The sequence below is a fragment of the Flavobacterium sp. RSP46 genome (assembly GCF_003984825.1).
Lineage (GTDB): Bacteria > Bacteroidota > Bacteroidia > Flavobacteriales > Flavobacteriaceae > Flavobacterium.
In genome coordinates this window covers 845,068-868,410 of record NZ_RYDM01000001.1, presented here as the reverse complement: position 1 = coordinate 868,410, position 23,343 = coordinate 845,068, and the positions used below count along the sequence as shown (strand labels likewise).

The 23,343-nt window shown below is 37.3% G+C and carries 24 protein-coding genes; all 24 read right to left on the bottom strand.

Annotated elements, in window-relative coordinates:
• The gene (locus EKM01_RS03950) at nt 1-6,723 is read right to left on the bottom strand and encodes a PKD-like domain-containing protein (RefSeq protein ID WP_126766975.1); all 6,723 of its coding nucleotides are present in this window, start codon (nt 6,721-6,723) and stop codon (nt 1-3) included.
• A gap of 136 nt (nt 6,724-6,859) precedes the next feature.
• Entirely contained in the window at nt 6,860-7,348 is a 489-nt protein-coding gene (locus EKM01_RS03945; RefSeq protein ID WP_126766973.1) for a hypothetical protein, read from the bottom strand.
• 33 nt (nt 7,349-7,381) lie between these two features.
• Nucleotides 7,382-8,521: a restriction endonuclease subunit S gene (locus EKM01_RS03940; protein ID WP_233589292.1), complete on the bottom strand. Its 1,140-nt coding sequence runs from the start codon at nt 8,519-8,521 to the stop codon at nt 7,382-7,384.
• Between the two features lie 205 nt (nt 8,522-8,726).
• A complete protein-coding gene (locus tag EKM01_RS03935) occupies nt 8,727-9,365 on the bottom strand; it encodes a thymidylate synthase (RefSeq protein WP_126766968.1) in 639 nt (212 codons plus the stop codon).
• 184 nt (nt 9,366-9,549) lie between these two features.
• The gene (locus EKM01_RS03930) at nt 9,550-9,882 is read right to left on the bottom strand and encodes a hypothetical protein (RefSeq protein ID WP_126766965.1); all 333 of its coding nucleotides are present in this window, start codon (nt 9,880-9,882) and stop codon (nt 9,550-9,552) included.
• A gap of 38 nt (nt 9,883-9,920) precedes the next feature.
• Nucleotides 9,921-10,559 carry a hypothetical protein gene (locus EKM01_RS03925; RefSeq protein ID WP_126766963.1) on the bottom strand — a complete coding sequence of 213 codons (639 nt, stop codon included), beginning with the start codon at nt 10,557-10,559 and terminating at the stop codon, nt 9,921-9,923.
• A 10-nt stretch (nt 10,560-10,569) separates the two neighbouring features.
• Nucleotides 10,570-12,384, bottom strand: a complete 1,815-nt coding sequence (locus tag EKM01_RS03920; RefSeq protein ID WP_126766961.1) for a hypothetical protein — start codon at nt 12,382-12,384, stop codon at nt 10,570-10,572.
• Between the two features lie 4 nt (nt 12,385-12,388).
• Nucleotides 12,389-13,159 carry a hypothetical protein gene (locus EKM01_RS03915; protein ID WP_126766959.1) on the bottom strand — a complete coding sequence of 257 codons (771 nt, stop codon included), beginning with the start codon at nt 13,157-13,159 and terminating at the stop codon, nt 12,389-12,391.
• A complete protein-coding gene (locus EKM01_RS03910; RefSeq protein ID WP_126766957.1) occupies nt 13,152-13,637 on the bottom strand; it encodes a hypothetical protein in 486 nt (161 codons plus the stop codon). Before EKM01_RS03910 ends, EKM01_RS03915 begins: the two co-directional genes overlap by 8 nt.
• Nucleotides 13,627-14,499 (bottom strand): nucleotidyltransferase, encoded by an 873-nt coding sequence (locus EKM01_RS03905; RefSeq protein WP_126766955.1) that lies wholly within the window; start codon nt 14,497-14,499, stop codon nt 13,627-13,629. The genes EKM01_RS03910 and EKM01_RS03905 overlap by 11 nt, the downstream gene beginning before the upstream one ends.
• Entirely contained in the window at nt 14,499-14,789 is a 291-nt protein-coding gene (locus EKM01_RS03900) for a hypothetical protein (RefSeq protein WP_126766953.1), read from the bottom strand. The genes EKM01_RS03905 and EKM01_RS03900 overlap by 1 nt, the downstream gene beginning before the upstream one ends.
• Entirely contained in the window at nt 14,779-15,120 is a 342-nt protein-coding gene (locus EKM01_RS03895; RefSeq protein ID WP_126766951.1) for a hypothetical protein, read from the bottom strand. Before EKM01_RS03895 ends, EKM01_RS03900 begins: the two co-directional genes overlap by 11 nt.
• A 5-nt stretch (nt 15,121-15,125) precedes the next feature.
• Entirely contained in the window at nt 15,126-15,335 is a 210-nt protein-coding gene (locus EKM01_RS03890) for a hypothetical protein (protein ID WP_126766949.1), read from the bottom strand.
• Nucleotide 15,336: 1 nt separating this feature from the next.
• On the bottom strand, nt 15,337-15,846 hold the full coding sequence (locus EKM01_RS03885; RefSeq protein WP_126766947.1) for a hypothetical protein: 510 nt from the start codon (nt 15,844-15,846) through the stop codon (nt 15,337-15,339).
• Nucleotides 15,846-16,820, bottom strand: coding sequence for a hypothetical protein (locus tag EKM01_RS03880; protein ID WP_126766945.1), 975 nt, complete (start codon nt 16,818-16,820; stop codon nt 15,846-15,848). The genes EKM01_RS03885 and EKM01_RS03880 overlap by 1 nt, the downstream gene beginning before the upstream one ends.
• 1 nt (nt 16,821) lies before the next feature.
• Complete coding sequence (locus tag EKM01_RS03875) at nt 16,822-17,484, bottom strand: DUF6046 domain-containing protein (protein ID WP_126766936.1); 663 nt, start codon at nt 17,482-17,484, stop codon at nt 16,822-16,824.
• A 2-nt stretch (nt 17,485-17,486) separates the two neighbouring features.
• Nucleotides 17,487-19,463: a phage tail tape measure protein gene (locus EKM01_RS03870; protein WP_126766934.1), complete on the bottom strand. Its 1,977-nt coding sequence runs from the start codon at nt 19,461-19,463 to the stop codon at nt 17,487-17,489.
• A gap of 155 nt (nt 19,464-19,618) precedes the next feature.
• Nucleotides 19,619-19,942 (bottom strand): hypothetical protein, encoded by a 324-nt coding sequence (locus tag EKM01_RS03865; protein ID WP_126766932.1) that lies wholly within the window; start codon nt 19,940-19,942, stop codon nt 19,619-19,621.
• Between the two features lie 43 nt (nt 19,943-19,985).
• Nucleotides 19,986-20,393 carry a hypothetical protein gene (locus EKM01_RS03860; RefSeq protein ID WP_126563460.1) on the bottom strand — a complete coding sequence of 136 codons (408 nt, stop codon included), beginning with the start codon at nt 20,391-20,393 and terminating at the stop codon, nt 19,986-19,988.
• A 5-nt stretch (nt 20,394-20,398) separates the two neighbouring features.
• A complete protein-coding gene (locus EKM01_RS03855) occupies nt 20,399-21,592 on the bottom strand; it encodes a DUF2586 family protein (RefSeq protein WP_126766930.1) in 1,194 nt (397 codons plus the stop codon).
• Nucleotides 21,592-22,035, bottom strand: coding sequence for a hypothetical protein (locus EKM01_RS03850; protein WP_126766928.1), 444 nt, complete (start codon nt 22,033-22,035; stop codon nt 21,592-21,594). The genes EKM01_RS03855 and EKM01_RS03850 overlap by 1 nt, the downstream gene beginning before the upstream one ends.
• Nucleotides 22,036-22,039: 4 nt before the next feature.
• Nucleotides 22,040-22,519, bottom strand: coding sequence for a hypothetical protein (locus EKM01_RS03845; RefSeq protein ID WP_126766926.1), 480 nt, complete (start codon nt 22,517-22,519; stop codon nt 22,040-22,042).
• Nucleotides 22,519-22,995, bottom strand: coding sequence for an N-acetylmuramoyl-L-alanine amidase (locus tag EKM01_RS03840; RefSeq protein ID WP_126563464.1), 477 nt, complete (start codon nt 22,993-22,995; stop codon nt 22,519-22,521). The genes EKM01_RS03845 and EKM01_RS03840 overlap by 1 nt, the downstream gene beginning before the upstream one ends.
• A complete protein-coding gene (locus EKM01_RS03835) occupies nt 22,992-23,318 on the bottom strand; it encodes a hypothetical protein (RefSeq protein WP_126563465.1) in 327 nt (108 codons plus the stop codon). The genes EKM01_RS03840 and EKM01_RS03835 overlap by 4 nt, the downstream gene beginning before the upstream one ends.
• Nucleotides 23,319-23,343 lie beyond the last annotated feature (25 nt).

Sequence of the window (23,343 nt, the reverse complement as noted above, 5' to 3'; positions counted from 1 at the left end):
TTATTTTATTACTACAAAAGGGTGATTTTCAGTGACAATAGTTCCATAAAAAGTTTCTGCGCTAACTTTACAATAATAATTACCATTCTCCGCATTCTGGCCTTTTATTTTACCATCCCACCCTTTCAATGTGTCTCCGGTTTCTGAATAAATAAGTGAACCCCAGGTGTCATAAATATCCAGGCGAACATTTTTTAAGGTCTTCGCCACAGGTCTGAATGTATCATTGACAATATCGTTGTTGGGTGTAAAAGCAGTGGGAACAACCAACACATACCCCTTTTCAACGATAAAACTAATTTTTTGTACATAGATGCATCCAAACGGATAAGTAACTGTTTGTGTTACCGTATATTCTTTTGGATTTATGAAGGTATGTACTGGATTTAGATCTGTTGAAAAGCTACCGTCGCTAAAGTCCCAAATCATACTGATGTAATCACCAGTAGCGGTATTGGTAAACTGTATTGGATCCATTATAGAATAACTACCATACGTTAAATAAGAATATGATGTTACATTAAATGATGGTGTTCCAAGAGACTGCAATTTAACATTGAAGGAGTAATTTGCTTTACAGCCCAAGGCATCAGTTACATATAATATTGCCGTTCCGTTTTGACTGGTATTCATTATTTCATTATTTGAACCGCTGACCGTTCCATTGGACCAAGACAATTGGTAAGGCGGAACCCCACCCGAAACTTGGGCTACAAAGTTTTGTTTAACGTATTTGGTTTCACAATCAAATTCTGTTTTGGTTGCCACTCCAATAACGATAGGTGGCGGTCGATTGATGCTATATTGCGCCTGTTTTGAACAGCCTCTGCTATCAGTTACTGTAACCAGATAATTTCCTCCTGGAATATTCACTAAATCCTCAGTTGTAGATCCATTTGACCAAGAATACGTAAAAGGTGGTGTCCCTCCAGCAACCAGAAGATTTATTGTACCACTATTGGCATTGTCACAATCAAAGGCATTGGTAGTATTAGCGGATAAAATTAAAGGTTGAGGTTCTAATATTATAAAAGTTTTTTTGATTGCGCAAGGCTTACCATCCACGATAGTTACGACGTAAGAGCCTGGTTTCAAATTGTTTCTAACATTTCCAGCTACTGAACTATCATCCCAAACCAATTTTACAGGAGCAATCCCTCCAATAATATTTAGATTTATACTACCATCTTGGGCACCAAAACAAGAAATGTTTTTAACTACAGGATTGATCGTAAAAATGGGGGATTCGGGGATATTTACATTCAGTGTTTTTACACAATTATTTGAATCTGTAATGGTGATTAGATAATCACCAGCCGTAAGATTATCCTGAAACGTGCCGCTGCCAAGATTACTCCACACGATTCGATAGGGTGCAAGACCTCCATTTATAACAAGACGTATAGAAGCATCATTAGAACCATAACAGATTATTGGTGTGGTTGTGGCTGACAAAACAATGGCAGTTGGTTGGGTAAGTGTAACACTTAATACTTTAGAACAACCTGAATTATCAGTAACCTGTACATTATAAGTTCCAGCTGAAGTAGCAGTGAGATTTTTATTGGAACTTGTAAATCCGTTAGGTCCAGTCCAAGCAAAGCTATAGCCCGAAAGTGTAGGTGTTCCTCCAACTACTGCAATCTGTATCGCTCCTGTAGATTCTCCAGAGCACAATATATTAGTTTTACTGATTAGGCTAACCGCTAATACAGGTGGTTCTGTTATGGTAAATGTCGCAGTTTTTGGGTTGCAATTATTAGCGTCCGATACGGTTACTTTATATATTCCGGGACTTAAATTGGATATATCATCGGTGGTTGCATAAGAAATTCCATCTTTCGTCCAAGCATAATTGTAATTTAATGTACCGCCAGTGATTGTGATTTTAATTTCACCATTGGCAGCATTAAAACAAGTAATGTCTTTTTCTAAATCAGTAGTTATACCAATATCGTCGGGTTGCGTAATATTTACTGTTTGAACCTTCGAGCAATTCTTAGCATCTGTAACGGTCAAATGATAAGTTCCTGCAATTAATCCTGTTGCATTTAACGAAGTCTGTACTGGAATTGTATCCCAAGAGTATGTCAATATTCCCGTTCCACCACTTGCTAAAACGGTAACTGCACCTGTATTATTTTCGAAACAATTTACATTGGTTTGTGAGGCTATTGAAATTATAATTCCGTTTGGTTCTGTGATCGTGGCTTGTGCTGCTGTAGTACAACCTTTAGCATCTGTAATTGTGGCTGTATACGTGCCGATTGTCAGATTTATTGCTACAGCTGAAGTTTGAACTGGTGTTGTGTTCCAAGAATAACTGAAAGGCGCTGTGCCTCCAGTAGCAGTCACAGTTGCTGAACCGGTGCTATTTCCTGAACATAAAACATCCGTTTGAGCGGTTATAGTTGCAGACATTCCTGCTGGTTCTGTTATTGTTACGGAGCTTAAAATAATGCACCCTTTCGCATCAGTAACAGTTACATTATAAGTTCCGGCTTTTAACCCGATAGCTGTTGCCGAGGTTTGAATTGGGCTGGTATTCCAAGAGTAAGAATAAGGGGAAGTCCCTCCAGTAACTAAGACAGTAGCATTTCCGTTATTTCCTCCAAAACAGCTCACGTTAGTTGAATTCGAAATCATAGCGGTCAATCCGGCAGAAGGCTGAGTAATAAGTACTGTTTGCACTTTTGAACAACCATTGGCATCTGTTATGGTTACATTATAAGTACCTACTACTAATCCCGTTGTTGTTGCCGTTGTCTGAATTGGAATAGTGTCCCATGAATAGGTTAAAGTTCCTGTACCTCCGGTGGCAGAAACCGTTGCTGAACCCGTGTTATCTCCAAAACAGAACACATTGGTTTGAGATGTAATGGATGTAATAATACCGTTTGGTTCCGTAATCATAACCTGTTTTTGTATCGAACAAGTATTTTCATCGGTTATCGTAACGGTATAAGTTCCTGCTTTCAAACCTGACGCTGTTGCCGTAGTTTGAATTGGATTCGTATTCCAAGAATAGGTTAAAGTTCCTACACCACCACTTGCGGTTACCGTTGCCGAACCCGTTGCACTGCCAGCACAACTGATATTCGTAGGATATGATATGGAAGCTGTTATACCGTTAGGCTGTGTAATTACTATTCCAGAAATTGTCTTCACACTTCCATTTGCATCGGTAATTTTAATATCATAAATGCCTACCCCCAAACCCGTAAAAGTATAAGTAGTAGCTGCTGAATCAACAATACTATTAATTGTTCCACTTCCTTGCAAAGTCAATAAATAATCATAAGGTCCAACAGATTGTTGTGTAACATCTACTTTAATAGCTCCAGTCAAATAACCAAAACACAAAACATTTATTTGTGCTGCTGTATCTTCCTGGATAAGCAAAGCTAATGGTGCCGTTAAGGTAAAATTTAATATGACAGGATTACAAAGTCCATCGTTTATGGTTAATGAGTATGCGCCCGCTGGAACAAGTGAAATATCTTGACTTGAAGCCGAAAAACCGCTTGGTCCTGACCATAAATAAGTATAAGCGCCCGAACCTCCCGTAACGGTAACATTAATTGCTCCATCACTTGCACCAATAGTACTCACATTAAATCCATTAAAATTAGAAGGAATACTGGATGTTATAATGGCAGGACTTACCGTTATTTTATAAACTAAAGGCACCCCCGAACAAGAAACCGCATTATTTTTAAAAGTAGCGGTCGCAGTATAAATTACAGTTAGTGGATTTGTGGTTGAATTTACCAGCGTTTGAATTGCTATTGTATCTGTTCCCGAAGGTGTTGCGCCAGAAATTCCCGCAGGAATAGTAGCCGTCCAATTGAAGGTAACATTTCCGGTAGTAGGACTTGATAAACTTATTAGTGAACTGTCACTTCCAGAGCACAGCGTTTGATTTACTCCCGAAAATTGGACTTTTGGAGAGGGATTAACAGTAATTATTACTGTAAATGTTGGCCCTGTACAAGTTCCAGATTTAGGAGTTATAGTATATGTAGCCGTTTGAACATCATTTGTTGGATTAATTAATGTACCCTTTATAGTTGTTTGATTTACTAAGGCTGCACCTCCCGTAATTCCTCCAGTTACCACAGGAGCCGACCATGAATAGGTGGTTCCAACCGGGACAATATTTCCCACACCGTCTGAAGGAACTATTGAAAAAGCGGTAGAGGAACAGATGGTTTGGTTTTGTGGGGTTATAATACTTGGATTAATACTCACAGTAAATGTTTCTGTTTTCTGGCAACCATTAGAATTTGTATACGTAATTATTGTAGTTCCGCTTGTGAATGCAGTAACTAGTCCAGTATCGCTAATTGAAGCGACAGCCGGATTTGAAGATGACCAAGGTGAAGTTGTGGATGCTGTTGCTGTACCTGATAATTGTGAGCTAGCACCAATACATGTAGACAATGTCCCTCCTATAACTGGTAAAGCATTTACAACTACTGTTACTGGTTTAATTATAGAACAACCGTTCGTATTCGTTGCTTTGATATAGTATGTACCTGAAACTGTAATCGCAGATGGTGCTGATATCGCTGTTGTTGCTGATGCGTTTGTCCAATAACTATAAATTAATCCGTTGTCAGAACCTAATGTTATGGCTGGTACTGTAATGTCTACAGTCCCAGGAGAACAAACTGCTAAGGGATCTGTAACAATTAAACTGGAGAATTTATTTAATGTAAAAGTAAAAGTAGCTTGACCTGAGCCTGCGCAATTTCCATTAACGACTACAGTGATATTATACGTTTTAAATGCCGTAACGTTTATTTTAGGGAACTGACTATTAGCCGTTGTCCCGCCGATAAAACTGTAATCCGATGCAGTGACACCACTACCGGAAATAGACCATAAGAAACTTGTTGGAGCATAAGGAGCGACACTATAATTTGGCTTCGTCCCGACTTGACTAAAATCGATTGTATAATTGGGTGGTGCCTGATTGCATATTGATATTGTGTTAGGACTAAAACTTACTGTAGGGCTTCCTAAAACTTCAATAATTTTTGGTGTCGACACAACAGTTCCACAAGAATTTGTAACAGATAATTTCACAGTATAAATACCAGGATCTGTAAATACTATTTCAGGGTCTTTTGAAGCAGAATTAGACGGACTGACAAATTGATAACCAGTAGAAGGTGAAACAGTCCATAAATAGATTGGCTCTTGACAACTAAGATTAATTACATTTGAAGTATTTGTAAATTGGATTTGTGTATTTGGACAAATCGGTGTTTCTGGTGTATTCGTGAAAGTAGCTGTTGGTGAGATCTCTATTTTTATGGTTTTAGTAACTTCAGAAACAGTCTGACATAAATCGTCATTTATTGCTGTTAATTTTATTTCCCAACAACCTGGAATAGTAATTAATGCTTTGGGAATTTTCAGATTATTCGAAGAATCAATCCAACTAGAGATTTTAACCTCCGTAAAACTCACATCCCCGGGTTTTTTGTAATACCATGTAAAGGTGGCTTTATCAAGACAAGTTCCACTGCTCCCATACGACCCCAACATTGTTTTATTAGTTGCAATAATGTCTAGATTGATGCATTGCTTTGTTGATAAAAGAAATTCTGCTTTTGGGGCTAAACTTACATTTACTTTTTTCTCAACACCATTTCCATTTTTATAAAATTCAGTACAGTAATTTGCATTAGCGCCACCATTGTAAACGCCTTTATTTAAAAGAGTTTCTTTTATAATAAAATTACCATCAGTCTTAGCACATGATACCGACGTAAATGTATGAGTTATGGTTGGATTTGCCATTAATTCTGCCTGCGTTAGTTCCAATACAGGTGAACTGTCGCCAAAATCAACCCTATATTTTGAACCACTGTAATTTCTTCCAATTCCTTGATTTGTTACATCAACAGTAAATGAAACATCTACACCTACACAAACCACTTCACTTGTAGAGTTACCTAAACTTGTACCATTTCCGTGAAACAAAAACACCAAACTATACACAGATTTACTGTTCTTTTCAATTTCAAAAACATACGTTCCAATTGCTAAATTGTCAGGGATCGTTATTTCTCCATTTCCAATGTTATAGGCAATGAGAGTTTGTGTACCATTAATTACGTCTATTAAGGTTATTTTGTAATTATCCGTATTTAAATAATTGCAAACTGTAATCTTCTTTTTCGGCAAAATATTACTAGTAGCTCCTGAACTTTGTGTCAACGAACCAAATATGTTTGTTGTTTTTAAACAGGTTAAAGTACAATTAAAAAAAGAACTATTATTTGTTAAATCAGAAGTAGCAGAAGGAATATCACTACTACCTGGAACAATATTAAATGATAAAGTTTCTTCTGTGGGATATGTTTCTGGTGTTGTCCCCAAACCTGTTGTCGCTCTAACCCTTAATTTATAAGTTCCAGCAGGAAGTCCAGCAGGAAGTGTACCATTCATCACAGGAGCATAAAACTCATTTAAAGTTGTTAATATCGTTGGTGAAGTCGGAAAAATCCCTCCAACGTTAGATAATTCTAAAATAAATTGATTATCCAATTGAAATATTCCTGTTGGATTAACGATTACAGAAACTCCTGAACCAGCAGTATAATTAGCTGTATTATTAAATCTAATTAAGTTAATTGTCTGAGAGTTAACACTAGATATTGCAGTAAAAAGGAAGATAAATAAAAATAGAATTTTGTAAAAGTGTTTCATTAAGTATATTTTGTTTGCTGTCAGTAATTATATTTTATCCAAATAATTAAACAGGATAATTTATTTATTCCTAAACATGAAAGTTCAAACCTACAGTTTATAATACTATCTCCTTTACGGTTTTCCGTAATGTCGTCTAAATATCATCAAAAAAATCATTTGGATCAAATGGGATATCATCATCTGGATCTTTATCATGGGCATTGACACCCGGCGGATTAAATAATCCCCAACTGTCTTTGATATAATCCCAAACATCAAAACTCGCCACCCAATCAATAAACAATAACCTGAATTCGTCAATGGTATTTCTTAATAATTCGATGTAATCTTTATCAGTAATATCTTCTTCAAATCGTAAACTTCCTGCCTGCACATACAATTCTCTGGCAGCTTTACGAATAATCGCGGCGTTTTCCATTTTTATATCATACAACCCAACCCCTGCAGCTCCAGCAATTTTGGCCGGAATCAGGAACGCATTTTCCATCATAAACCGTACGGTCGTTTCTTGCAAAAACTCGTTTTCTTTGGGTACAATTTCTACTAATCCCATGGTGATTTTTAGGATTTGCTCTGCCTTTTGGTACAAAGGCATTTGCTTTATTTCATCGTGTTTTGACATCTTTTTTTAATTTTAGTATCAAACTATTGATTTTTATTTCCCATAACGTGGGCTTTCCTCCGCAACCATTCCCAATTCCTCTTCACCATCACCCACACTCACCTGACCATTCATTAACATAGGTAACAACCAATCGCGAAGTGAAGCGAGTTCTTGGTTTTCTCTTTCAATTAAATTTATTTTGTTAAAAATTGGAACTATCAGCTCGTTGAATTGGGAAATTATTGTTTCATTTTCGGGCAATATAACTTGCAAATTATTCAATCTTGCTTGATTAACATTTTTTAATATAGTGCCACCTGAACCATTTTTTATTATTTCCTCAATTGATTTTAGATAGAAAAAAACAGGAATTTTGAGTGATAAATCATTTAGTTCATAATGGATGGCAAACCCACAATATAATGTGTTTTCTACAAAATCAGAAATTAATCTTGTAGCTCCGGGTATACCACTTCTTGCGATAATAATACTTCCTTCATGAACAGCATATTTCCTAACATCTGATTCACGTAAATAAATTATATCTAAATCTGAATTTTTCAAAAAGTAACTACTTGCACTTATATTTCTCACGTTTATAATTGGACAAGCAACGTTTCCAGGTTTTGATGGATCATAGTTGACCCCATTTTTAAAATTACCCATTTCACCAAGTAAAATACAATCCCAACCCTCCGGAATTTCTCTTTTCAACTCATCATTCCAAACCATTTTACCACCAGAAGTTTTATACGGTTTTCCAATGCCCACCCCGTCCTGCGGACACCCCTCCGAAGGAGGGGAATAAGGAAAATCAAACTGCACAAACCAATAGTCGTACAGCGTTTTTGCCATTGCTTCCAGCTCGGTATTGATGCGGTTATTGAGTTCTATTTTAGAATCTAAATCAGAAAGGACTTTGGCTATTTTTTGTTGGGTTAATTTATCAGGTATTGGAAGAACTTGCAACTTTAATGCTCCTTCATTTACTCTTTTTCTTCCAGAGGTACCTTCCATACAACCAATTGCTCTTTTTCTGAAAGCAGGACTTTTTGCTAAATAGAAAATAAAATCATTGATTGTATTTTCATTTTCTCTTAAAACAATAAATTCAGACGAGCCAAAGGCAACTTCATTTTCTGCTAAAACATCAACTTGAGCAGTTTTACCATTTTCAAGACAGGGTGTTATTTTTGCAACAAGGGTGTCGCCATTCCTAAATTTAGGACCTGCACTATATTCTGAGAACTCAAAACCTTTTATTTTTTTTTCAAAAACTTTAAGTTTGTCCTATAATCGAAAAATCAAAATTTCCATTTTTGTAAATCAAAACTTCCATTTTTTTGACAAATATAACAAAAAGGCTCCACACATTGTAAAGCCTTTTAACTACCCTTTAAACAACGTTTAAATTAAACTTAGCATCATTCCCATCAAGCAGCGCCTTTGTGTTGTCGAGGTTGTTCTCATACACGTGAACATTGCCTAGAAACAAGGTAATACTCTTCAAGGGCAGCGCAATCTGGTTACTAATCAAATACAAATGGTAGATGTCAGCAGGAAGCCCAAGGTTAGCGTCTGAGCTACGCTGGTAAGCTGTAACCAATAGTTTTCCATTCTCTATCTGAAACTGTATCAAACTTAAACACGGCTGTTGATTGCTCTCAGTATTGTTAGAACCTAGAAACAATACATAATTCTTTGACGTGCGCTTTTCTTTGTTGATCTTCTCTAATAACTTTGGCAATTGCTCAAAATACGTTGGATAACTATTTACTAGAATAGGACCGCAATAATCCCACCAAGTAACACCAACTCCCCTATAAGCCTCCGTAGAGCGTTCACCGGCCATAAACAACCCTAATTCATCTTTAAGCTTCTTTCGTGCCATAGCGTGACCCTCAAACAGTTCCAGCAGGTCAATTGGCTTTAATTCTAGAGATTGATTCAAAAGATAAGTGATTGAGCCTTTTTTATTCTTTTGATTCTTACCTTTCTCAAGGATTTTATTAAGCATTCCATGATACTTGTTCATTTTTAATTCGATTTTTGATTGATGATTGATTATATTTGTACCTCTCACATCATAAATTAAAATAGCAAAGCCAGCATTAGAAGACTTATGTCCTCCAACGCTGGCTTTGGTGCTAAATTAATTAAGATGTGAGAGTTTTTTTTAATGTTGGAGGACTATTTTTTACTTCCCATCCTCCTGAGAACTACACTAAACTATCAATGCTTTTCATACAATGATTAGGATCTATTTTGTCAAGGACAAAAGCGACTCCTTTACCTATCCCCGTGAGCGTGTTATCACGTTGATTTTTACCTAGTACGCTTGAGATAGTTTCTTTCCTATTCCCGAATTCATAACCTCCTTTCTTGATTAAAATCAGGTTAAACAAATCTTTACAGACCACGTTACCGGATGCGTCTATACTTGTGGCAATGCTCAAAAATTGCTGGTCTAATCGCTTAAACGAAAAACTCCAACGCCTTTTATAAAGATTAATGAAAAACGTTATCAGCAGTCCTAAAGGAAATAGTAGCATCGATAAAAATACCGACACTATTGCTAAAGCGGTACCCATTACTGTAAATTCATTAGGATTAAATCCCGTACCGTAATTTCAGTACCGAAAACAAGATTGTTAAAAACCGCATTAATATCAGGATCAGTTTCGGCATTTATAGCAGTAACCAGGTCGGCTTTCTTACCCGTTTTTAGATAATATTCATAGGTGTCGGTATATCTGGCATAAAGCAACGCATATAAATTTGGGTTTTTAGCCTGCAAATAATCATCCGCACTACGACGTTCTTCTTTTAATATTTGCCTTTGTTTTTGACTTGAAAAACCAACAACCGTCTCCGTGCCATCACCTACAAACACAGGCTGTAAATCAAAATACTCTGGTTGCTTGTTTTTGGTATAAGCGATTTCACCAGCCCAGTCCAAGTAATGAATGGATTTTCCAACTCCTAGAAATATGTTTGGCCACTCAACACCATTATGCGTGTGCGTACCGTATAATTTCTCATACGTTATCCTGATGGCTTCCTTGTCTTTTGCAGCATAATAAGACTTAGAAACCCATTGTCCTTTCATGTCAATTACTTTCTCTTTTGCAGTAAAAAAAGAAAGATTGTCGAAGTTTATATCACTCATGGTGTTACCAAGAGTCTGGTATTTTTCGAGGTAATGATCTAATACTATTTGTGCGCTCATAATGGTGGTTTTAAGATGCTAATTCAATGTATTTTATGTTCATTATATCTTGCCTTTTAACTTTAAAAATAGCATACATATTGGTAGCTTCGTTGTAAGAAAAAGTTGTAACTAACGTTGAGCCTCTACGTAATGTGATAACTCCGTTTAATCTTTGAAAAGTCCATAAAACATTTATTGGAACTGCAGCATTTTGCATTATATTATCTTCTATATAAACACCTGCTTGATTATCATTTTGATAGTACCGAAAATAAGATGTATTAGTATTTCCATACCACGGAGCATTCAATATTTGAAAGTCGTAAACTTTTACATTATCTGACGATCTATGTAGTGATAAAAACGAAAGCCATTCCTCAGGTGTTTCTGAACCAAAAGGCGATTGTAAGAAAGAGAAAGTTATTCTAAAATTTAACACATCAATTGTGAATAATGGTTGTTTTAATGTAGCAGAACCTGAAATACCATAACTAAAAACTTTGGCGCTACTGTTTTCTGTTAAGTCAATAAAACCAGTAACATTTACCCAATCTTCAGTTGTAGGAGTGTAAACAGTCCCTAAGACAATCATTAAAGCATTAGCAAAAGTTGCCGATAACCCGTTATTAAGAGTGACAGCATAAAGTCCTTCAGCTGCTCCCGTTGTGACATTAACCTTAACTAAATTATCACTTACAAACGTGATATAATTAATTGTTTGCCCTACAATTGCCACAGTCATAGTAGGAGTAAAAAAAGCCCCTTTTAAAGTGAAATTTGTGGTTGTGCTTGGCAATGTGCTGTCAGGTATTAAAACTTCTAAATAAGGCGCTGGCGCTGTTGCAATCGTGTACATTTTCAAGTTTCCGTTTGCATCGGTGCTTAAAACTTTATTCGTTGGAAGTTGCCCATCATTTCTTGTGTTTGGATAATTACTCAATTTTATATCTTTATTCAAGAACTCCGTAACCTCCAAAACATCTGCTGCAACAATAGCCGGTTGTCCAATTCCAAAACTTCTGTTTCTTAAATTCAATTCAAAAACTCGTCCAGTATCAGTAAGGTTGTATTTTACAATCTCACTTGCTCCAACTACAAGAACCGGGTTTAAGGCATTGATATACGTAACAAATCCCGCTACATTTTGCGTTGCCAATGCAGTTGAAAGAATTGGTTTAACAGTTGTGGTAATGTTTGCCAATCCTGCAAGCTTGGTGATTTCACCTTCATTTATAAGGCGTTCGCCTGCTACTTTATCTACTTTGTTTGTTGTCAAACCATCAATCAAACCCTTCAAAGTTTTACCCATTTCTGCCGTCAAGGCTTTCGTGGTTCCGCCAGTAGTCAAGTCATTAACCAAAATCGTACTTAAGGAAGTTTGCACGTTTTCAATAGCATCGACTAACTCCTGAACAGTGTCTAAATTAAGATTGTCAGAAGTTAGCAATACATTAATTGCGTTGATCTGAGTTTTTAATGTTTTGACCGTTTCGGCACTAGCCAATGAAGTAACGCCACCAGTAACTAAATCATTTACAATTACTAAATAATCGCTGGCTATTTTTGCAAATTCATTTAGCGGGGCGTAACCATTGGCTACGCCTTTTTTAGTTTTATCTTCTTTGGCACTGAACAATGTGGCGTGAGCAACAGCATCCGTTTTATGCGCATTAAACTGGTCGTTTTCAGTTTTAGCATTCAAAACACTTGTAAGACCTGAAATACTACTTTGCGGTATTGGCTCTTCCTTGTTCCAAAAACTACCCCACGAAGCCCAAAATTGAGCCTGTGTAGGTTTTTTACCGGTCATAAACCAGTCATATATCTGTGCTAAATTTGCCATAATTTTATCCTATATATTCAATAAATAATACTACTCTGTACGGGTTCATTAATGAAAAAGATTGACCGCCTCCGATGGATCCCGTTTGTTTATCTTGAAAATTACCGGCGGCTTCTCCTCCAGAACCATCATTTGACCCACTTTGTACATACGCTCTAAATCCGTGCGTATGCGATGGAATTTCATCTATAGAAAGCGTTTTGCTTTTCGCCCCTCCAATTTCACCCAAAGTATCAAACTCAGGTTGCGTAGCATCAAGACCAACAGGAATACGCCCACGCCAATCTAAAACTTCTTGCCAACCCGCAGGAATATCAACAGCGGGTTTGTTCCAAAGAACCATCCCACCACCAGATTGAAATACTGCCGTTTTTTTCTCAAGGGAATCAAGACGCACCATTAATTGAACAGCTGGATCAACACGCTTAAAAGCCGTCCACAACCATGATGTAGCAGCAGTTCCAAAAGTGGCATAGCGAACAGTGTGAACTTGTTTTACAGTACCATTTTCAAAGGCACGATTTACGGGCTCTTCAATAATGATTACAGTCGAAGTTCCAGTAACGGCTGCTTCCCTAAATTCTAACGGTTCACCATCGATGTAAACAACCCCTTTTTTTACGGTCGCACCTAACAACTCACAACCTGATATAATTGTCAAGTTACCCGCCAATGCTCCAAAAGCCTGAAAGATTTCGAAAGCCGTTTGCAGTTCCTGCAAGCGTTCTGTTTTTAGCGGAAAACCGCCTGTTTGGTTAAAATTTGTTTTATTCATTTATAAAAATATTATAGCGTTTGCCGCCTGCTTTATAAAATTTAATATGTGCGTGTAGCCCATCCAGTTGTGTGTTAAAAAGAGCTTCCGGAACATAGACAATAAAGTCTAAACCTGTGTCCGCAGTTTCGGATTCTGTTCGAAGCCAAATTGTGTCCGGTTCTACCTCGGTATCAAGCCAAACATCTTGCTCTTCTACCTCGGTAAAGATGTACTGCGTTTTGTAAAATTGCCCATCACCAATGTAAATCCGCCTTTCCACTGGGTCAAATTTGTCATTGAGCGATCCTCTTAAATAACATATTTGGTTTGTGTGATCTAACTTATAAATATTGTCTATTCGCCAGTTATACCATTTGTAATACAAAGAATTCAATGGCTTTAACAGTATTTGAGCCAAGGCAGAAAGAGACGGTTTTCGCATTACTGTTGGAAGATTATCCAACACAAGTATGTTCCAGTCTATTTTATACCACATAATTGACATTATCAAAAGTTACAATCTCAAAATAACCGCTTTCCGCTATTTTTGAAATAAAAATTGGTTGAGGGGTTCCATAGCCATTTAGCGCAGGATCGATCCAAGAACTTTCGGCACTTATTAATGTGGCATCTAAAACACCAGGCACCATTTGTATTTTATCTATCAAGAAAGAAAGTTGCAATTCTCCGTTAAATTTCAGCTCTTTCATAAACTCCTGCAAAGCTTCAACAACTGGGTAATTAGCATCCAGTTTACTCATTCCATTTTCGTCAAGCATTAAGGCATCCCGTTTTATTTGTAAGTTCAGATATAGCCTGTCGGCTTTGTAATTAATGATTGTGACCTGAACACCGGCCACTCTGATTTCATTTACATAAGCTTCAATTGCCTCAACTTGTGCCGGATCATCAAAATCAGATAAAACACCGCTAGTTTCTCCCGCTATTTTTAGAATGACACGGCTACTATCTGCCGCTTCGTTTACGGCAGCGTATTTGATTATTTTTGAAAGGGCAATTTGTTCATCAGTAGCGGTACCATTATCAAAATAATCTTTATCCGCCACCAAGTCAAAACCAAATTGGAAGCGCAAAGCCATCGTGCGGTACCAAGGTTTTGTACCTGCTTTTTCATTCGCTAAACGTTCATTGACTTCTTTTGTATGTTGATCAAAAAACAATTCGTGAATAAAAAGAGCCAAAGCCACTATTTCAAAAAGGATATTTTCCAAACTCACTAATGAAAATTCAGCATCAAACGAAGCTCCAATAGCAAAACCATAATCGGCCGCCAATTTTTCATTAGCCATAAATGGCGTTGTGATTTCTGATTTAATTTGTGTTTTAGTTCTTGCCATTATCCTATTATAAATGTGTTTTCGATTATCATTGCACCAATACCCTCATCGGCTACAATAAGCTCGTGGTTTTGAGCGGTTATCGCGGTGGAGCATCGATTATTGTCATTAAACAATGCGCTAATTGATTTGATTGCTTTACCTGAATAATTCAAGGTTGTACCGATGGCCAAAGATTCAGTTATAGAAACATTGTTCTCGATAGCAAGCGCAAAAATATTTTCAATTGAGCCTGTCATTTCAACAGCTTTATCCGATAAGTTTTGTCCTTGGTATACTTTACTTTCCATATTCGGCTACTATTTTAAAAGGTTTTCCTTCAAATAAATCCAATTGACTTACTGCTAATCCATCCTTTTTTAAATGCTCTCTGATCTTGTGACGAAAAGCCAAATAATCTTCGCTCAACACAATATCTTCAAGACCAACTCCTAAATCAGGGTTTGATTTCAGTTCCCCCTGGTGCGCTAATAGCATAAGTGAAATGTTTTGTTCTAGTGTAACTCCTATAACCAAGCCACCAACAATTTTGTTGGAGCTGTCACGAATGGGTTCAATTTTTAAATCCAAAATATCGCCTGTGTCGTTATGGTCGTTTACTTGTATCCCTATGCCTTTCATATTGTCTAATTTATGGTTCCGGTTCCGGTTCCTGTGTGACTCGTAGCCGTTCCAGTTGTGGCAACAGTTACATTTACCGTCCCTGATTTTACAAACACATCAATTCCATCACTTAATCGTGTGGCAAATTCCTCAATAGAATTTTCCTCTTTGGTTAGCATATCGGTAAGTATTGCTTTGATCGCTTCTTTTAATCCCGCTTTATTTAACCCCATTTTAATTGCTGTTTAAAAGTGTTTTAAACTTTGTGTCCAATGCCGTCAATTTGGATTTAGTTGAGGCGGCTATCTGTCCTGGTCCCGCTGGTGTCAAAATAATGGCGTTGCTTATTTCTTTTATCAGGTCAGAAACTAAAGCCCCAAAATTGACGCCGCTCTTTTTTAAAGTTACTTTCCCGGTGGTACCATCAACAACAAATTCAAAATCGCCTTTCTTATATTGAATGCTTTCAACGGCATCAACTTTCAAAACTATCAAACCGCTTAAAGTCCCTGTTTGGCTCATTAATATAACCTCACTATCTAGCTTTGGAACAATCAAAAAATGATCATCATCATCTTCCGAAATAGTCGCTTTCAATCGCACGTCAGACAAAACCAACTCACTCAACAATCGCACAGTACAAGTGTCATTTTCAACCGATACAACGGTTGCAGTAATCGCTAAATTTGGAGCTATTCCTAAAGCTTCAATCAATGCCTTTTTTATTTCTGCAGATGTATCCATTATTTAACTGATAATTTAACTCCTAATTTAACAGTTCTCTTACAACCCGCTTCACTTACAGAAGTAACAACACCCACAACATAATAGGTTCCGTCCTTTTCTGGATAATCTTCATCCTTAATTTTAGCCGAATACGTGGGTTTCACAAATGGAATTAACCAACCGTCAATACTTCCCTCATACATATCAGCAGAACGGCGAATGAGTTCTGCATTGGCTATTTTTGGCAAATCTTGCGGACTCACAGAACCTACTTTTAGCGTTATCTTTTCGCCTCCTGTAGTTCCTGCTGTATAGCTTTCAACTTTCCCTTTTACATTAGTACTTTCAACTATAACCTCGACTTTACGGTCGATGGCTTCTTTATATTCTAATGAACTTTTTTCAACGTTCACCTGCATGGAGTAAATGACTTCACCGCTTTTTTCTAAATAAGGCGGATGAATATGTAACTCCTTTTTATCCGTGTTGAAATAGATGTTGGCTTTCGTTTCCTCGGCCAGTTTTTTTAAAACATCAAATCCAGTGGCTTGATGAATGACAAACTTTTCGTAAGCAATGTCATAATCACAAACTAATTTATAACCTGGATTAATTTGGGAGAGTAAGGATTGTGCAATTTTAGCCATTGTGGTAGGCTTCATTTCGATATCTTTAACGCCTACACGAAACAAAAACAAAGCATCTTCACAAAGAATTTTCAAAGAACTATCGTTAGTCACTATGTCTTTTACATAGCCCACAAATTCCGTTATTAAAACTTCATCATAACCTAATTGTACAGCCACTTCTGTGCCTCTACCAATGCGGTCGCCAATATTCAAAACCTGATTCATTACCGCCTCTGGTAACGTTATGGTGGCTGTATCTACTAGATTATCCACGCTTTCGTCAATATCAATGGCGGCAATCGTTTCTAACCTGTAGGTAACACCCGCATTTTTAAACTTTACACTCCAGTTAATATCAAACATGTTATTTATTTTCTTCGATAACTAGTAGGTTGTAAAAGTCATCACTTGTTAATTTTAAATCATAAGCCTGCACATTTTCCCCTTTGGTAAAAGGAAAAGTGTAATCCTCAACAACTACTTTTATAATGCCTAAAATTTCCAAAGGCGCACAATAGATATAAAACTCTTTGTTGTACTTCAAAAACTCAAAAAGCTTTCGCATTTGTGCTCTAGGAAAACAATCTTCAAACTTTCCAGTTGTTAAACTTCCCATCAAAACACCCGTAACTGTAATATCAAAATCCTTTCGATTCCAGCGTTCCTTTATTGTACCAATCAATTTATCGCCTTGTTTAGCAACATTTCTTTTTATTACGGTATTTCCTGAACTTATTGTAATCATAGGCTCATAAGGGAATAACCATCTTTGTCCATTTTCAGTTAAACTAAAAGACAACGGAAAAAACTGTTGTTCTTCAGGAATTGGCAAATCCGTTTGGTTAATCAACCACGAAGGATTCAAATTCTCTTGAGCAATCACATTTTCATTTTGAAAGGGTAGAAAAGGAATTCTAGGTAAAACGTGTTTACTTAATTCATTTTGTACTAATTGGGTTCGCTGATACGTTTTAATGTTAGCCGTACCCATCAAACTAGCGAATAGTATGTCTTTATCTGTTAGCATAATTATCCTGTTGCTGTTGTGGCCATTGCCAATATTCTTAATAATTCGTCTGCAACTTCATTACCTGCTTTATTGGCTGCATCTTTACCACTGATCACCACATCTTTCAAACCGTTCAGCTCTTTGATGGTGATAGTGATATAATTGTGTTTGGTACCGCCTGTGGCAATGGCTTCGTTTGATTTTTTAGCACTTGCAGAACCTCCACCCGAACTTCCCGCTCCACCTTTTCCAGCAGTACCAGGAATAGTTCCTGCGTCGGCAATGCCTGCATCATCTGTTTTACTCTCTTTTTTCCATTTTACGGAATCATAAGCCGCTTTAAATTCCATTCCTGCTGCGACTGCAGTAGAAGCAGCCTTTTTATAGCCCGCTTTGATAGATTCTTTCCGAGCTTCAACATCGCTGTTTAGTTTGGATATCTCAGCAGAATTGGCTTTGCTATCGCCAAGACCTGCCATATTTTTAAACTTATACCATGCAATTTGAATCTTATCAATTCCAATCATAATGCCGTTTACCATAGTATTAAATTGTGCTTTAACAGTTTCGACATAAGCCGTAAACAATAATTTTGCACCAGTAACGGTATGTTTCCAGGCATTACCCCAACCTTCTGTTTTTGAAACCACCCAAACAATAGCTGCTGCCAAAGCCATAATTCCAATAACAACCCATATAATAGGATTCATTGCCATTACAGTATTAAATGCAGTTTGAATTCCTGTCCATACTGCAGTAGCGCCAGAAACAGTCCCAGTCCATAATGCCTGTAGTTTTGTCGCACTGGTTACTGTTGAAATAATGGTACCCGCTCCTTGAAAAATGGGCATTAAATTGCTGAAATCTCTAGCAGTGTTTCCAAGAATATTAGTGTAAGCTAATAAACCATTTGAACCATTGAATAAGGATATTTTAAAGTCATCAATTTGAGCCTGTAACTGCTTGTTTTTTTCTGCAGGGGCTTCCATTATAATAGCTGCCTGCTCATAAGCAGTATTAGTTCCACTCACGGCTGTTGTAAGGCGTTCCGCTTCGTTAATACCCGCAATCATAGCTATGGCCGCATTACTATTTTCTTTACCAAAAAGCTTTGTAACCAAAGCTTGATCTGTCATTATGCTTTTTAGCGGTTTTAATCGCTCTGACAACGAAATAGAGTTATCAGTAAGTTTATTAATGTTTACTCCAGCACTGGTTAATTCTGCTTTTACATCTTTTGGTAAAAAACGACCTTGAGCTAATGTTGCCATTACGTTACGCAAAGCAACACCACCTTCAGCTCCTTTTTTTCCGTTTTTATCAAGTACCTGAATAAATGCATTCGTTTCTTCAAAGGAAACATTTGCCGTTTTTGCAGCCAATCCTGATTGTTCTAAGGCTTGAGCAATTTGTGGCAATTCAGCAGAACCTTCTTTAGCAGATGCTGCCATCACATTGTTCATCTTTGCCATTTCTTTGGATGCCTTTATTGGGTCGGCCAAAGAAACTTGGTATTGATTCATCGCTGTGGTAAGAACGTTTGTTGCAGCAACAGTATCGCCACCCATCAATTTACTTGTAATCGATGCTTCTTTACCCATTGCTTTCAAAGCGATAGGGACTTTTCCTATTTCGGGAGACAATTGCGAAAGAATCAACTTGTATGATTCCGCACTATCAGCTGCAGCACCTCCAAACGTTTTGGCGTTCTCGCGTGCATAACCTTCAATTTCTTTTAATTTGCTTCCCGTTACTCCTGTAATTGCGGATAGGTCATAAAGACTTGTACTCAACTTTATCCCTGGATCATTCATTGCTGTCAGTCCATCGGCTGCAGAACTTATATTTTGAATTAAGTTGTTTAACCGTAATCCATTCAACTGCTTTTGAACTTTGTCAATTCCTGTATGTACATTAGTTTGAAACTTATTGAATGAGGAATTTACCTTATCAAAGTTTTCATTAATTTGTATGATATAGGATAAGGTATTGCTCATTTATGCGTTTTCTTTTTTTCGAATGTATTCCAGTTCTTTGTATCGTTGCGCCCACTCTTCGTCTGACAAGTCATCAGGATTGGCTATACTCATGTAATAGCGCAATTGGGCATTTGTGATGCGAAACCAGTCGTTTTCGTCAACAACTGATGACTCTAGTACTTTACCAGCTCCGCTTTTTTAAATTCAATTACTTGGTCTAGTTTTGAAGAGGCAGCAAGAAACAAACTATCATTTGTTAAAATGTCTTCGTCACCACCCAACCAGCAATTTTTTAAAATCACTTCATTAAACTTCATCGGGTCAGAGCCTACTTGTGAGGCAAAGCTTAACGCTTTACGATCAGGTTTTTTTAAATAGCAAACTTTATCCTCGATTACGATTCCAAAAAATTCACCGTGTGTGGCTTTCCATTCTTCTAATTGTTCAGGAGACGCTGTACTGGTTCCTTCTACTACTTTGTATGTTGGTGTGTTCATTTGTTGTTTTTATTAAATAATCCCGATTGCTCGGGATTATTGATTATACATTTTTCATTCCTAATGCTAAGAATGGTAAGGTTACTGGCATAAACTTGTCGCCTTGTTTGGCAGCTTCTTCTGACTCTGTAAAACTTACTCCAGAAATTCTTTTCGTGCGAATCACATCGCCAGATGATGGATTACCATAACAAATAAGCATATCCACTTTAGCGTCCAAGATGTTGCCGCCTGCAGCATCTTCTAACGCATCATAACCAGACTTTAGTAATTCAATCTCACCTTCGTAAGCATCATTCCCGCTCTGAATAGCAAATGGCTGACGGCCTTTTGCATATATTGGCTCTTTTTCACGTTTCTTTTTAGCTTTTACAGCGCGAATCGTCAATAAATCAACTCCTCCCAAAATGACAGTTATATCCGCCCACTCGTATTCTCTTGTGTTAAACATATTTTCTAAGAGTTAAGGTTATAGCCTATTGTAAATTCGAGATATCTACCGTAGCCTTTTGGTTTCACTTGTACTTTTCCTTTAATGATTCCAGTAGTAGCCACGTTATTAGTAGTATCTACTAAACATTGTACTCCTGTATCATTTGCCTTGGTCTTGTCAACCGAAAGCTCATTTCTTGCACTCATTTCTTGTGCAATCACGCGCTCCATTTCGGCCTCTATGGTTCTGGCGTCAATTGGCGATAGTTTCCCACCATCTAACAAATCAAAATCATCCAAAACGTAGTTGGTTAATACTCCATTAGCTAAAACATAGGCTTTATCAATAACACGTCTACGAGTTAAGAAATGATAATCATCCTCAACCGTACAAGCCAAATGATCATCTACAAAATAGTAACCTGATTTCCCTACGTGAGTAGTCAATGTGATAAAACCTTTGTCATACAAAGCATCAATATTGACTTGCTCAATGGGAGTGTCAAGGACAAAGAACTCTAAAGGTTTCAATGCGCCGTCACGAACACGACCTACATTTACATGTACTTGGTTCTTAGCGATACGACCTCCTAAAACTCCTACTGCAGCACCTTTGGAGGCTGTTGTTCCGGTTCTTGTTTCGGTATCCCCAATTAAAACCGCAACACGGTTATAAGTTGTTATTGAAAAGCCAGTTAAATCACCCGGAACTCCCGTGTAATTGTATCCTTCGATAACAAAAACAACTGGGTGTATTTTGTTTATAGTGAAATCATCAGCAATAGTTTGAGCCGCCGCTAATGTGGCAGGAAAACCCGTTCTTATTCCTGCAGTAACCACCATTTCTGCAACGCTTGGAGCATATTTCAACAACACAAAACGGATTCGTCTGTTTGATGCCATTAATGGAACTTCACTTGCAGCCACTAATTGATCTAAAGTTTGGGTTTTGGCAACGCCATAAATCCAAAGCTCAGTACCGTCTCCCGCTTCAGCATAAAACTCCTTGATGGTTTTGTGCAATTCATAGTTAGAAATTCCACCTATGATGCCCAATGTTTCGGCTTCTTTCAAACTAAACACTGTATAAACAGTATTTAAAGCAAAAGTTCCGTTTGCCACGGCACTTGCCACAATAGAGCAAATTCCATCGGGGCTTGTAGCGACAACCCCAAGGTTGCCGTTTTCAAAGCCTATACTTACTTTTGGTTTTCCCATTATTCTTGAGTATTAACTCCTTCTTGTGCGCTTGCTTTCGCCGCAACTAACAAAGGAAAGATTGTATCTTTTTTCTCGTTTTCTGCTTCTAATCCTAATGTTTTGAATAATTTCAAAGCCTCAGGATATTTAGTGGTTTCGGGGTTAAATTCAAGTAATGCTTGAGCTAATTCCATTTGGTACTGAATAGCTTTTTGCCTTTCAGCTTCTTGATCTGCTTTTAGCTTTTCAGCCGCTTCGAATTCTGCCATTTCTAGGTCGGCATCCGTCAACTCCTCTTCATCAACTACCTGTAATTCCTTTTCGTTAAAAATAGGTTCAACGCTTTTATCATTTAAGGTTTTGGCGTGGTTCTTTGCGTCAGTCTCTTGATAAAATGGCGTTCCGTCCGAAGTGATGTACGCTTTCTTTAAGTCTGGATTTGTTTCAAAAATTTTGTGCATGATTTTATGTGATTTTAGATTTTACAAATAGCCAAACCGCTAATAAAAGCGAAAGGATGGCGAAGATTCGAAATAGTTTAATTTGTGTTTCCTGCCACCAAGTCAGTTTATTTACTTCGACCGGTACCCTGATGACTTCATTACTCGTTTGATGTGTGTTTTTATAATGAGCGAGTAACTCCTGAGCTCGTGCCTCACAGTCAATTTTCAACTGGTTGTTATCCAGCCGAACCGTTGGGCTTTTTAATGTGCGCCCTGGTTCGGCTTTAGTAACATTTTTTATAACAACCTTACCGTTCTGGCATTCTAGCAATGCTTGATAAGAACTGCTATCTTTTTCTATCTTAAAAAGGGTGTCATGGATAGTTTCTTTGATAGTGATGGTTTGCGTTTTGTTTTCAAACGTGGCGGGCTTCGAACTTCCGCAAGAAGCCAGTACCACGAGTGAGAAAAACAACAACACAATGTGTTTTAGTGATTTCATTAATACTCTTTTTTAGCGTCAAACGAAGGACATTCTTTAATGCGCTCCCAACTTTCAATGATTCCGTTTTTGTTCAAATCGGGTGAAAAGTCACGATGTCCTTGAATGATAATTTTGTTTGTGTTTGCGTTTTTCTGTAACCATTGCTGAGCCTCTTTAATACAACTTTTAAGGGCTGTTTTTTGGGCTTCCGTTCGGGTGTCTTTGGCTTTCCAAATTGGTTGTTGCGCCGTTCCCTTATTTTCAACACCTCCTACATAACAGATATTGATTGTTTGCTCGTTGAAACCTAAAACACCGTTTGATGTTTTGCTAAAATCAAGTAGCTTGTGTATTGTTCCATCCACTTCAATTAAGCGGTGGTATCCAGGAGACTTCCATCCTTTGGTTTTCCAAAAAGCCTCTATTGATTCCCGCTTACCGAAACCAGCCGAACAATGAATAGCGATGTATTTTATTTCTTTAGCCGTTCTCATGCTTTTCCGTTTAACTGTTTGAACTTCTTTATTTCATTGATCAAAGTTTCGTTTGACACCATTAACTCTTGTATGTGCTGACGTAACTGTTTTTTCTCAATATCTTGGCTTTCAATTATTTTATCCCTTTCAGCTACTTTAATATTGAGATTATCGATAATTTCAAGGCATTGATTAATTCTTTTGGTGGCATCGTCTAGTAAGTTTTGATAAAACAAAGCTGACTTAGTCCCATTATCAATTTCAGTACTTTTACGGCTGAAAAACCAAGTAATCAAAGCGGCAAAAAATGCGGTTAGCGTGGGGTAGATAAATTGTTCCATTAAGGTGTTTTAAAAAAAGGCTACT

Bases quoted from the DNA above. Each gene is read 5' to 3' on its own strand.
- EKM01_RS03840 (WP_126563464.1), bottom strand. From the start codon at position 22,995: ATGAGAACGGCTAAAGAAATAAAATACATCGCTATTCATTGTTCGGCT.
- EKM01_RS03885 (WP_126766947.1), bottom strand. From the start codon at position 15,846: ATGGATACATCTGCAGAAATAAAAAAGGCATTGATTGAAGCTTTAGGA.
- EKM01_RS03845 (WP_126766926.1), bottom strand. From the start codon at position 22,519: ATGAAATCACTAAAACACATTGTGTTGTTGTTTTTCTCACTCGTGGTA.
- EKM01_RS03880 (WP_126766945.1), bottom strand. From the start codon at position 16,820: ATGTTTGATATTAACTGGAGTGTAAAGTTTAAAAATGCGGGTGTTACC.
- EKM01_RS03900 (WP_126766953.1), bottom strand. From the start codon at position 14,789: ATGGAAAGTAAAGTATACCAAGGACAAAACTTATCGGATAAAGCTGTT.
- EKM01_RS03855 (WP_126766930.1), bottom strand. From the start codon at position 21,592: ATGGGAAAACCAAAAGTAAGTATAGGCTTTGAAAACGGCAACCTTGGG.
- EKM01_RS03850 (WP_126766928.1), bottom strand. From the start codon at position 22,035: ATGCACAAAATTTTTGAAACAAATCCAGACTTAAAGAAAGCGTACATC.
- EKM01_RS03875 (WP_126766936.1), bottom strand. From the start codon at position 17,484: ATGCTAACAGATAAAGACATACTATTCGCTAGTTTGATGGGTACGGCT.
- EKM01_RS03870 (WP_126766934.1), bottom strand. From the start codon at position 19,463: ATGAGCAATACCTTATCCTATATCATACAAATTAATGAAAACTTTGAT.
- EKM01_RS03945 (WP_126766973.1), bottom strand. From the start codon at position 7,348: ATGTCAAAACACGATGAAATAAAGCAAATGCCTTTGTACCAAAAGGCA.
- EKM01_RS03905 (WP_126766955.1), bottom strand. From the start codon at position 14,499: ATGGCAAGAACTAAAACACAAATTAAATCAGAAATCACAACGCCATTT.
- EKM01_RS03835 (WP_126563465.1), bottom strand. From the start codon at position 23,318: ATGGAACAATTTATCTACCCCACGCTAACCGCATTTTTTGCCGCTTTG.
- EKM01_RS03920 (WP_126766961.1), bottom strand. From the start codon at position 12,384: ATGGCAAATTTAGCACAGATATATGACTGGTTTATGACCGGTAAAAAA.
- EKM01_RS03925 (WP_126766963.1), bottom strand. From the start codon at position 10,559: ATGAGCGCACAAATAGTATTAGATCATTACCTCGAAAAATACCAGACT.
- EKM01_RS03895 (WP_126766951.1), bottom strand. From the start codon at position 15,120: ATGAAAGGCATAGGGATACAAGTAAACGACCATAACGACACAGGCGAT.
- EKM01_RS03935 (WP_126766968.1), bottom strand. From the start codon at position 9,365: ATGAACAAGTATCATGGAATGCTTAATAAAATCCTTGAGAAAGGTAAG.
- EKM01_RS03930 (WP_126766965.1), bottom strand. From the start codon at position 9,882: ATGCTACTATTTCCTTTAGGACTGCTGATAACGTTTTTCATTAATCTT.
- EKM01_RS03865 (WP_126766932.1), bottom strand. From the start codon at position 19,942: ATGAACACACCAACATACAAAGTAGTAGAAGGAACCAGTACAGCGTCT.
- EKM01_RS03890 (WP_126766949.1), bottom strand. From the start codon at position 15,335: ATGGGGTTAAATAAAGCGGGATTAAAAGAAGCGATCAAAGCAATACTT.
- EKM01_RS03860 (WP_126563460.1), bottom strand. From the start codon at position 20,393: ATGTTTAACACAAGAGAATACGAGTGGGCGGATATAACTGTCATTTTG.
- EKM01_RS03910 (WP_126766957.1), bottom strand. From the start codon at position 13,637: ATGTGGTATAAAATAGACTGGAACATACTTGTGTTGGATAATCTTCCA.
- EKM01_RS03915 (WP_126766959.1), bottom strand. From the start codon at position 13,159: ATGAATAAAACAAATTTTAACCAAACAGGCGGTTTTCCGCTAAAAACA.
- EKM01_RS03950 (WP_126766975.1), bottom strand. From the start codon at position 6,723: ATGAAACACTTTTACAAAATTCTATTTTTATTTATCTTCCTTTTTACT.